Genomic DNA, 11787 nt, shown 5'->3' with positions numbered 1-11787 from the left:
ATTGATTATGAACATGCCTGTTAAGATGGAATTTTTTAAAAATCCCAAAAATCGTGATTTAACTGCTGCAGAATTAGATGCTTTTGCTCGTGAACTCGATCAAATCAAACAAGACGTGTTAGATGATTTAGGCGAGAAAGATGCCAAATATATCCGCCGTGTCTATTCCACCATTCGTTATAGCAGTTTGGCTGGACGTGCTTGTTTATTTCTTGGTTGGTTCCCGCCAGCTTGGTTACTTGGTACAGGCTTACTCGGTTTCGCCAAAATCATGGAAAATATGGAGTTGGGCCATAATGTCATGCATGGTCAGTATGACTGGATGAATGATCCGAAGTTTAATGGTCAAACCTATGAATGGGATACGGTGGGAACATCAGATAACTGGCGTCAAACCCATAACTATAAGCATCATACCTATACCAATGTAAAAGGCATGGATGATGATGTCGGTTATGGCGTATTCCGATTGTTCCCTGAACAGCGCTGGTCGAAGTTCACTTTAATTCAGCCGATCTATATTGTGCCATTTAGCTTGTTGTTCCAATGGGGGGTCGCAGTTCAAAATCTTGAATTGGGTAAGGTGCTGTATAAGCGTAAAACCATGGCACAATTCAAACGCGAATGGCAGCCTGCGCAAAAGAAAATCCTCAAGCAAATGTTTAAGGACTATGTGTTCTTTCCATTGATTGCAGGTCCTGCAGCGATTCCGGTATTTACTGGTAACTTGGTGGCGAATGGGATTCGCAATGTCTGGACATTCAGCATTATTTTCTGTGGTCACTTTACCAAAGATGTTGAAGTTTTCCCGAAAGCCGTATTGCAAGATGAAAGCCGTGGCCATTGGTATATGCGTCAGATCCGTGGTTCATCCAATCTGACTGGTTCAGAAGCCTTCCATATCTTAACGGGACATTTGAGTCATCAAATTGAGCATCATTTATTCCCTGATATTCCTGCACGTCGCTATCGTCAAGTTGCACCGAAAGTACAGGCGGTGTGTGAGAAATATGGCCTGCATTATAACAATGCCAGCTTTGTAAAGCAGTTTGGTGAAGTGGTAGGACGTATTTTTAAATATGCACTGCCTTTTAAAAAGTAAGCGATAACGCCTAAAAAAGCCCTGAATGCATATGCTTCAGGGCTTTTTTATTTTATTTCTTCTTTTTGGAAATCCACATGGTGATGGTGGCATGGAAAACTTTTTCATTGTGCTGATCAAGTACATCAACATTGACTAAGTATTCGCCAGCTTTTTCCCAATCATAGTGAGGCTCAGCAGGCGTAGCAATCGCAATCAGATCAGTTTCAGCCTTCTTCAAATATTCAACCGTCATACCTTTCGGGATCCAGCGATGGCTTGAAGGAACCGTGACCTCGGTCATGGTACCGCCAGCAAGTTCTGCCATATTACACATCGCGATCGCATGCACCGTACCAATATGATTGAGTACAGTGCGTTTTTTCTTAATGCTGATTTTGCAGGAATTGGGTTTTAGCTCCTCAAATAAGGGAGAAATACTACTGAAATAAGGTGCCTTTAAGCAGAGCATACGGGTAAATGTCCATTTCCCAGCAGGCAAGACAGATACTTTGTTCCATAGATCTAGAGTTGAGGCCATGACTAAACTTCCTATAACAGAATTAAATTCTTTTACAGAATATAATTCTGTTTACAAGTTGTGGTCAAGTCATACACAATAGTTCCGACGATTGGTGAATTTGATTAAACTATGCAAGCAGCCCAACAATTATTAGAACGTTTATATCCACAACGTAGGTCATTATTAAAAAGACAAATTTTGCTGGATGCTTTGTCATGCTTTATTGAATACGGTTTGGAAACCACCAGTATTGAAATGATTCGGGGAAAATCTGACAGTAGTGTGGGGGCGATTTATCATCATTTTAAGAATAAAGATGGCGTCGTTGCAGCATTGGTGTTTGCTGCTTTAGATGATCAGGCTCGACTACGAGATCAATATTTACAACAAGCAAAATCGCTTAAAGAACTGCTCTATGCGTTGATCTATAGCTATACGGATTGGGTTTCTGATCAGCCTAAGTTTGCACAGTTTCTATTACTTGCCCATTTTAGTGTGCGGCAGGGTGAGTATGAACAACAATTAAATGATAAAAATAAACTCAGGAATCAAAAAATAGTTGGTTATATTTCCAATTATGCAGATGCCAGTTTATTAAAATCAGTGCCAGCAGAGTTAATGATGTCTTTGGTCATTGGTGCAACAGAAAGCTATTGTCGCGCTTGGTTGTCTGAAAAAGTAGTGACCAATCCCAGAGCATATCGAGAAACTTTGGCACAAGCCGCTTGGGATTCATTACAACATTTAAGCAAACATCCATAACGCGAAAACGATCAGGATAACAATCGATGAAACCTAGCAGTGAGAATCAAAAATATACAGGGGTGTGTTTATGCGGAGCAGTGGTTTTTCAGCTAAATCTGAAAAAAATTAAAATGATGTATCGTTGCTATTGCAGCCTATGTCGTAAGCAGAGTGGGGCTGCTTCGAATGCTTCAACTTTTGTGCGGACAGAATCATTTCAGTGGCAGCAAGGCGAGTCGTTGATTCAAACTTATATTAAAAATACAGGCTTTAATAGTAGCTTCTGTAAACAATGTGGTTCACCTGTACCGAATGCTTTAGGTATCAATCCAAAGGTGATGTGGATTCCTTTAGGATTGATTCAGGAGGATTTTAGTCCAGAGCTCGAGCTAAATTTTTGTGTGAACTCTAAAGTGAGTTGGGCCGAAACTCATCAAAAACTTAGTGAATTTGATGAGTTACCTAATAGCATTGAGTTGACACATTATTTTGAAATCAATCAATAAAAAGCCGAATACGAACATTCGGCTTTAGAGTGTTAGAAATCAAACGAGGTCTGTAAATAGTAGGTCCGAGAAGGGCCTGCGTAGATGCCACCCACCTGATCTGCGGAACGAGTGTAATAGTCATGATTGAATAGGTTTTTCACACCTAAGCCAACTTTTAAGCCTGACAGGGAGGTATCGGAAAAGTCATAAGCGGCGCGAACACCAACAATACCGTAACCCGGAATATTGCCATAACGACCCGTACCATCATTGTTATTTCCAGAGGCAGTTTGACGCGACTGTGCATAGAGATTGGTGTTGAAGGTCCATTGATCACGTTTGTAGTCCACACCCGCATTGCCAACCCAGTTTGAATAGAAATCCAGTTCATTGCCTGAGTCTTGGCCTGCCGATGCGGTTGCTTTGGTATAGGTGGTATTGGCATACATCGAGACATTGGCTAGGTCATCATTGATTGCACCTAGATTATATTTAAAGCCGAGTTCAGCACCTTTATGCTTGGTCGCCCCCAGATTTGAATAGGTTTGTGTGGCATCATCACGCTTGAGCTGATCGGCGAAATCAATATAGAACAGGGTAAATTCAAGCGATAAATAATCGTCCAGATAATGTGTGCCGATTTCATAATTATCTGCTTTTTCAGGATTTAAACCGTCCATAGTCAAATAAGCACCTCTGGCATTGGTATTGGCCATTTGACTATATTGCAGTGGAGCAAATGATTTACCGTAGTTGGCAAAAATATTCCATTGATCATTGGCTTTGTACATCACCGCAAAGCTTGGCAGTACAGCGTCATAGGATTTGCTAGCATTCACGCCATTCAGAACTGAATAATCACGGTTTAACTTATACATATTTTCATTGGTTTTAATTCGCTCGAAACGAATCCCTGGTGTGAAGGACCATGCGCCTAAATCGGTACGGTTATCGACATAGACGGCATGTGCTTCAGTGTCGCCATCCGCTTTGGTCCAGCCATAAAAATCACTTGGGCCTGTGTCACGGTTATAATTGGCGCGATCAACGGATTCACTGCTCGTTTCCTTTAAATAACGATAACCGACAGACACTTCATTCAGCGTATCGCCGAACTGAAACGCATGTGAATAACGTGGTTCAATGGCAGTTACTTTATAATCACGTGGGGCAATCTGATAAAGACTGGAACCGCTGCGCTCTACACCTGCATCACGATAACTATCGAGGTGGTAAGCGAGCACCTCAAAGGCATTGTTGTCTTTTTTATAATTATATTTGAGCGAGATATCATTACGGTTGCCTTCCATATAGTCGTGGTTGCGTAAAGACTGATATGGGTTTTGTGCATACTGTGCAGGGGTTAAACCGCCAGGCATATCCACCTTGGCTTCATAACGATGCAGATTCGCTTCAATGCTTGAATAATCATCTAAGGCATAGCGGGCTTTTAAACGTAGATCATTGATATTGGCATAATCATTTTGATCACGATAACCATCACCATTCACGCCTGAATAGAGCAAAGCCAGACCGAGGCCATTGTCTAAAGTGGTCCCCACAAACAGGTTTGGATTGACTTTTAAATTGCCATTTTCAGCCACTTCCGTGGTCATGCCGACACTGGCTGCAAAATTTTCGGGAATGCTGCGCGTATTAAAATTGATAATCCCACCGACGTTTTGTGGCCCAAAGCGGACAGAGCCAGCACCACGAACCACATCAATCGATTCCATATTGCCCAAGGTGGTTGGGGCCAATGAAAGCTGAGGCTGTCCATAGGGCGCTACGGCTAAAGGGACACCATCGATCATCAGTTGCGAACGGGGTGAAAATCTTGAGGTCAGGCCTCGAACACCAATACTTAAAGAGGCATCGCTGCCAGAGGTGCCTGAGTTTTCAGAGACTTGAACACCGGGAACAGTACGTAGTGCTTCTTTGACTGAGGTAATACCTCGAGCTTCTAAGCTTTGTTGATTGACCACGGTACGAGCACCGGGGTGGTTGAGCACTTTTTTGGCATTGGCTTGCTCTAACCAGTTGCCTTCAGCTTGGATGGAAATGGTTGTCAACGTTTGAGTGGTATTGCTTTGGCTATCATCTGCAAATGTTGTCGTCGCAACACAGCTGATCAGTGCTGTGATGGCACAGCTTAGGGCAGAGGGCTTAAATTTGGAGAAATCAAGAGGAGCAGAAATCGAGCATGTCATAAGTGGATTGCCGAACGAAATGAGGTAGAGGAGTTATTTTGCGCTGTTATTCTAATTGATTATAATTCTCATTTGTAGTTATTGTTTAGCTAAACTAATTAAAGTTTCACATAATATATATAATTTTTTTTGTTAAGAGGTGAAATGTTGCAGGGTACACAGAATCGAGGTTTTGATTTCATTTAGATTGTGGCTTATCGGCGATATTTGTTGTGAAAGAGATAAAACGCCGAACTTAAAGGTTCGGCGTTTTATATTTAAAAATCATATGATGTTTGCAAGAAAAAGGTTCGTGGTTGGCCCACATATTTACCGCCTGTGGAGTCAGAAGAGCGGGTATAGTATTGCTTATCAAACACGTTCTTTACGCCACCAGCGATCTTTAAGCCCTTGAGCTGATTGCTAAAGTCATAGGCGGTGCGTACAGCGAAGGTTGAATATCCAGGAATGTCACCCGTGCGGCCATCTGCTGTTTCTTCAGTCTGATAAACATCCCCAGAACCTGGTGCATGTTGTTTGGACTGCGCAAACATGTCCGCATTCACAGACCATTGATCTACATGATAAGCCAGACCTAGATTACCTACATGACGTGAGTAAAAGGGGAGGTCTTTGCCTTCAAACTTACCTGCTTCAGATGTTGCTTTGGTAAAGGTGTAATTCCCGTAAACTTTGAGACCTTCTAGCGCATCAGCCAGTTGACCGAAATCATAGCTGATTCCTGTTTCAACGCCTTTATGACTGGTTGCACCTAAGTCTGTCCAAATCCCAGTTCCAATCGTATCTGGACGTTCCAACATTAATTCTTTGTCGAAATCTAAATAAAAGACGGTTAACTCGGCATTCAGACCATTGCCTAGATATTTGGTTCCGATTTCATAGTTTTTAGATTTTTCAGGATGTAATCCATCCAGAGTCGTTGCTGCTGTGTTGACTCCGCCGACAGATTTAGTCGTTACGAGTTGGTTGTATTGCTGTGGACCAAACGAAACGCCAGCATTGGCAAAAATATTCCAGTTCTCATTGGCTTTATACAGCACCGATAAGCTTGGTAAAAACTCGTCAGATTTGATTTTTGGATAAACGGTATTGGTGGCGACACCATTTTGATACGCAGTAAAATCGTTATGAGTATCAATCGATTCAAAACGAACCCCAGGTGTAATCACCCAATTTGCGAGTCCAAAACGGTTGTCGATATAAACTGCATGTGCTTTGGTGCCGCCCTCACTGCTTGTATTGGCAATGCGTTCACCAGGTGTTCCTGTGAGCGCATTATATGCGGCAGTACGACCAGAAAACTCGGAACTTTCTTCCTGTAAATAACGATAGCCAACAGTCACTTCATTATCCATACCCGCCCAACGATAGGCGCGTGAATATCGTGGTTCTATACCAAAATATTTATAATCACGAGGAGAGTTACTAATACGACTGGTACCATTATTGGCAATGGACTCTAAGTCACTGGTTCGGAAAGAGTCGACGTAATAGCCTAATACTTCAAAATTATTCAGTTCATCTTTATGACTATATTTCACAGAAACATCAGAACGACGGCCTGCGAAATAGTTGCGGCTTTGATTGGATTGATAAGGATTATCTGCAAATTGTGCCGCCGTTAAACCTTCTGGCATTTCGCCTCGACCTTCATAATGATGCATATTCACTGCAATCGCATCCTGATCAGTCCATTGGTAGGCGGTTTTTAACATGACATCATCGATATCAATTTTATTATTGGCTTCTCGATAACCATCACCTTTGCTGCCTGAATAAAGTAGAGCCATACCTAGACCATTATCAAGTGTGCCACCAATAAACAGATTCGGTGTGTACTTGAGTTGGTCTGTCCCCGTTGCAAATTCTGTGGTTAACCCGACTGAACCTGAAAATTCTTTGGGGATTGCCCTTGTCGCGAAGTTGATGATGCCACCGACATTTTGTGGCCCAAAGCGAACTGAACCTGCACCACGCACCGCATCTACAGACTCAATATTACCCATTGATACAGGCGCTAATGATAATTGTGGCTGACCATAAGGAGCGAATGAGAGCGGTACACCATCCATAAGTACAGTAGAGCGTGGTGATAAGCGTGAGGTAAGACCTCGTACCCCAATATTTAAAGAAACATCACTGCCACCCGTACCGTTGCTGTCTTGAACTTGTACGCCGGGAATTTGCTTTAAAGCATCACGGATTGAAGTGGTGGCGATTTCATCCAAACGTTTACGATCGATAATGCTACGGGCACCTGCATGTTGTTGTACTTTTTCAGCATTGGCATCGTCCAGCCAATTGCCTTGCGCCTGAATTGAAATCGTCGCAAGCGTTTGCGTTTCAGCGGGTTGTGCTTCATCGGCAAAAGCAGCATGTGATATGCCACTCAATAAAATAGCAATGGCGAGACTCAGAGAAGAAGGCTGGAATTTGATCAATGATGTTGCTGTATAGGATACAATTTTCATATCAGGGGCAAATGCTGTAAATTTCCCGAATATTAATCAGTTATTGCACCGAATGAAATAAGAACGATTATCACTTATAACTATGAGAAGAGTTAAGTTGATTGTTTTTTTGCTCAAGATACTTTTGGCTATTTCAAACAACAAAAAACCGTGCTTAAGCACGGCCTTTTGTTGTTGTCAGACTTATTATTTAAATTGGATTGAACCATTGGCACTGACCGTAATTTTTGATTCACCTGCTGCCATATCCTGAGCAGGGGCTGCTTCAGCCATGGCAAACTTGGCCATGCCACCGCGCATCATCGGTTGCGGAAAGTAGTTGCTGGTATTCAGGTTTAAACTGACAAGGTTGTATTGGCCTTTATTCCATGCTTGGATGATGGCTTGCGCACGTTGCTGGAAGTTCTTCGATGCTTCAATCATCAGCTCATTTTCAACTTTTTTACGCTGTTCATCCGACACGGTAAAGTTAATCGATTGGGTCTGGAAGCTTTGTTGCAATTCGCTGATCAACTGGCTTGCGGCTTTAAAGTCTTTACTTTCCAGTTGGATTTCCGCGCGGGCACGCCATTCTTTCAACTTATTGCTGTCATTGTCATATACAGGATAGGTACTTTGTGCGCCTGTTTCGACTTTGACCTGTGAATATTTACGCGCAATCGCTTGTGCTTGATTCATCAGTTGGTTGATTTGATTTGAGAGTTCTGCAGGTTGTTTATTGCTTTTCTCGACATAAAGCACGGCACGCATTTCATCATTGGCAACCTGACGTGATGCATCCGCTTGGATATTCACAATGTTGTAGTTCAAGTTCTCAGTCTCGTGAGCAAAAAGGCTTGGGCTCAATGCAGCCCCGATCATTAATGTAGCAAGTGCTAAAGTACGCATAAAAATGTCCTTAGAATTTGGTATCGAAAATTTATTTTTACCAGTTCGATATTAAAAAGAACTGATGTCGAACTTCTGCATATTTTGTGGTGACTTTGTAAGAGATTAGCAGTGTTTTGCAACAGGAAAATAAAACAAAAAATATTTAAAATCAGCTTATTAAGTGGAGTAATTTGACCATTTATCTAAAAACGCAGGCGGGATTAAAAAAAGCTTACTTTCTTTAGCTTGTCACATAGTATGATGATAATCCATCATAGTTATTGGAATGAAATATTTTTTCAATAATTTAGATGCATGTAAGACACAAAAAGTGTTTATTTTATTTCAAAATTAGGTATCATCTCGCTCCTAGTTGAAAGATATAAACAAGTGTCTGCACTAGATTCTAAAAAGCACCGAGTCAAACGACCGCAAGTCACCAGACTTATTTCTTTTACCCATATCAGAGATGGTAATTCGATATGAGCGTTACTTCCGTAAATCCTGCCGCTAATGCAACTAACGAATATTATCTGACTCGCCAAAGTCAGATGGAATCGAATGTTCGTAGTTATCCACGTAAATTACCGTTAGCGATAGCAAAAGCACAAGGCTGTTGGGTTACTGATGTTGAAGGTACAGAGTACCTTGATTGTTTAGCTGGGGCAGGAACATTGGCTTTGGGCCATAATCATCCTGCGGTGATTCAAAGTATTCAAGACACATTGGCAAGCGGTTTGCCATTGCATACTTTAGACTTAACGACTCCTTTAAAAGATGCGTTTACTGAAGCGCTTTTGGCTTATTTGCCAGGCGGTCAAGAAGAATATTGCCTACAATTCTGTGGTCCATCTGGTGCAGATGGTACAGAAGCAGCGATTAAATTAGCGAAAACTTATACGGGTCGTAGCACAGTGATTAGTTTCTCTGGTGGCTACCATGGTATGACGCACGGCGCGCTTGCAATGACAGGTAACCTGTCAGCGAAGAATGCGGTGAATGGCTTAATGCCAGGTGTGCAATTTATGCCATACCCACATGAATATCGTTGCCCACTTGGTTTAGGTGGGGAAGCAGGTGTTGACGCTTTAACTTACTTCTTTGAAAACTTCATTGAAGATGTTGAAAGTGGTGTAACCAAGCCTGCAGCTGTGATCCTTGAAGCGATTCAAGGTGAAGGTGGTGTTGTTACTGCGCCAGTAAAATGGTTGCAAAAAATCCGTGAAGTGACTGAAAAGCACAACATCGTTTTAATCTTGGACGAAGTTCAAGCTGGTTTTGCACGTTCAGGTAAAATGTTTGCCTTTGAACATGCTGGAATCGAGCCTGATGTTGTGGTGATGTCTAAAGCGGTAGGTGGTAGCTTACCACTTGCAGTATTGGGTATTAAACGTAAGTTTGATGCTTGGCAGCCTGCGGGTCACACGGGTACTTTCCGTGGTAACCAACTTGCGATGGGTACAGGTTTAGCATCACTTCAAGTGATCAAAGAACAAAACCTTGCTCAAAATGCGCAAGAGCGTGGTGATTTCTTACAAGCAGAGTTCAAGAAACTTGCTCAAGAATTCCCATGTATTGGTAACGTACGTGGCCGTGGTTTGATGATCGGTGTTGAGATCGTTGACGAGCGTAAACCTGCGGATCATATGGGTTCATTACCTGCTGATGCACAATTGGCTGCTGCAATTCAGACTGCTTGTTTCAACAATAAATTATTGCTTGAAAAAGGCGGCCGTAACGGTACTGTTATCCGTTTACTTTGCCCGTTGATTATCAATCAAGAAGAGTGCGTAGAGGCGGTTGCTCGCTTCAAGAAAGCTGTTGCTGAAGCATTAAAAGCAGTACGAGGCTAATTCATGGTTGATTTTGCAGAACATCGTAAAGCGTTACTCTGCAATGATGCTCAATCTATTGCTGACTATCAGTCAGCAATGGGCGAGGCGGTAACTGCCGTTTCAGCATGGTTGCAAAATGATAAAATGTACACTGGCGGTAGCATTAAAGATTTGCGTGAAGCAATCTCTTTTGCACCTTCAAAACAAGGTTTAGGTGTACAGCAATCATTACAACGTATGGTTGAGCTTTTCCTCAACAAAAGCTTAAAAGTACATCACCCACATTCACTTGCACACTTACACTGCCCAACCATGGTGATGAGCCAGATTGCGGAAGTGTTGATCAATGCAACCAACCAATCGATGGACTCATGGGATCAAAGCCCAGCGGGTTCTTTGATGGAAGTTCAACTCATTGATTGGCTTCGCCAAAAAGTGGGCTATGGTGCAGGTCAAGCTGGTGTGTTCACGTCTGGTGGTACACAGTCAAACTTGATGGGTGTATTGCTGGCACGTGACTGGTGCATCTCGAAAAACTGGAAAGACGAAAATGGTAAGCCATGGTCGGTTCAGCGTGATGGTATTCCAGCAGAAGCAATGAAAAACGTCAAAGTCATCTGTTCTGAAAATGCACATTTCTCTGTGCAAAAGAACATGGCCATGATGGGTATGGGCTTCCAGTCTGTTGTCACTGTTCCTGTGAATGAAAATGCACAGATGGATGTTGATGCACTGGAAAAAACCATGGCGCATCTTCAGTCTGAAGGAAAAATCGTGGCCTGTGTTGTTGCAACAGCGGGTACGACTGATGCTGGTGCAATTGATCCACTCAAGAAAATCCGTGAAATTACCACGAAATTTGGTTCATGGATGCATATTGATGCAGCTTGGGGCGGTGCACTGATTCTTTCAAATGACCATCGTTCAATGTTAGATGGAATTGAATTATCAGACTCAATCACGCTTGATTTCCATAAACATTATTTCCAAAGCATTAGCTGTGGCGCTTTCTTGTTGAAAGACGAAGCAAACTATCGCTTTATGCATTATGAGGCAGAATATTTAAACTCTGCTTATGATGAAGAACATGGTGTACCTAACCTTGTGTCTAAATCATTACAAACGACACGTCGTTTTGATGCATTGAAATTATGGATGACGGTTGAAGCATTAGGCGAAGAGCTTTATGGTTCAATGATTGATCATGGTGTGAAATTAACACGTGAAGTTGCAGATTATATTAAAGCAACAGCGGGTCTTGAATTGTTGGTTGAACCACAATTCGCTTCAGTCCTGTTCCGTGTCGTACCAGAAGCTTATCCTGCTGAATTTATCGATAGCTTAAACCAAAACGTGGCAGATGAATTGTTTGCTCGTGGTGAAGCGAATATTGGTGTCACCAAAGTGGGTAATGTTCAATCATTGAAGATGACCACTTTAAGCCCAGTTGCAACGCTTGAAAACGTTCAAAACTTGCTTGCACTTGTGTTGGCAGAAGCTGATCGTATTAAAGATGCAATTGCTGCAGGAACTTATGTTCCAGCGATTGATTAATTTCAATCTGG

The 11787-nt window shown here is 42.2% G+C and carries 9 protein-coding genes; 5 read left to right on the top strand and 4 right to left on the bottom strand.

Annotated elements, in window-relative coordinates; translation table 11 throughout:
* Positions 1–7 precede the first annotated feature (7 nt).
* A complete protein-coding gene (locus tag MN869_RS03025) occupies positions 8–1102 on the top strand; it encodes an acyl-CoA desaturase (protein ID WP_004652109.1) in 1095 nt (364 codons plus the stop codon).
* Between the two features lie 52 nt (positions 1103–1154).
* On the opposite strand, the gene MN869_RS03020 is transcribed toward MN869_RS03025, so the two are convergent.
* Positions 1155–1622, bottom strand: coding sequence for a hotdog fold domain-containing protein (locus MN869_RS03020; RefSeq protein ID WP_033133406.1), 468 nt, complete (start codon positions 1620–1622; stop codon positions 1155–1157).
* 111 nt (positions 1623–1733) lie between these two features.
* Between MN869_RS03020 and MN869_RS03015 the strand changes: the two genes are divergently transcribed.
* Entirely contained in the window at positions 1734–2366 is a 633-nt protein-coding gene (locus MN869_RS03015) for a TetR/AcrR family transcriptional regulator (protein ID WP_033133407.1), read from the top strand.
* Positions 2367–2392: 26 nt separating this feature from the next.
* Positions 2393–2854: a GFA family protein gene (locus MN869_RS03010; RefSeq protein WP_033133408.1), complete on the top strand. Its 462-nt coding sequence runs from the start codon at positions 2393–2395 to the stop codon at positions 2852–2854.
* Positions 2855–2886: 32 nt separating this feature from the next.
* On the opposite strand, the gene MN869_RS03005 is transcribed toward MN869_RS03010, so the two are convergent.
* The 3 genes from MN869_RS03005 to MN869_RS02995 form a co-directional block, all read right to left on the bottom strand.
* Entirely contained in the window at positions 2887–5046 is a 2160-nt protein-coding gene (locus tag MN869_RS03005; protein WP_033133409.1) for a TonB-dependent siderophore receptor, read from the bottom strand.
* Between the two features lie 257 nt (positions 5047–5303).
* Positions 5304–7517, bottom strand: a complete 2214-nt coding sequence (locus tag MN869_RS03000; protein ID WP_033133410.1) for a TonB-dependent siderophore receptor — start codon at positions 7515–7517, stop codon at positions 5304–5306.
* Positions 7518–7703: 186 nt separating this feature from the next.
* The gene (locus MN869_RS02995; RefSeq protein WP_033133411.1) at positions 7704–8405 is read right to left on the bottom strand and encodes an SIMPL domain-containing protein; all 702 of its coding nucleotides are present in this window, start codon (positions 8403–8405) and stop codon (positions 7704–7706) included.
* A 464-nt stretch (positions 8406–8869) separates the two neighbouring features.
* On the opposite strand from MN869_RS02995, the gene MN869_RS02990 reads away from it, so the two are divergent.
* The gene (locus MN869_RS02990; protein ID WP_004652118.1) at positions 8870–10240 is read left to right on the top strand and encodes a diaminobutyrate--2-oxoglutarate transaminase; all 1371 of its coding nucleotides are present in this window, start codon (positions 8870–8872) and stop codon (positions 10238–10240) included.
* 3 nt (positions 10241–10243) lie between these two features.
* Positions 10244–11776: an aspartate aminotransferase family protein gene (locus MN869_RS02985; protein WP_016162941.1), complete on the top strand. Its 1533-nt coding sequence runs from the start codon at positions 10244–10246 to the stop codon at positions 11774–11776.
* Positions 11777–11787 lie beyond the last annotated feature (11 nt).

The sequence above is a fragment of the Acinetobacter sp. NIPH1876 genome, from assembly GCF_022808535.1.
GTDB lineage: Bacteria > Pseudomonadota > Gammaproteobacteria > Pseudomonadales > Moraxellaceae > Acinetobacter > Acinetobacter higginsii.
The sequence above is the reverse complement of the archived record's forward strand: the minus strand, read 5'-3'. Positions and strand labels throughout refer to the sequence as shown.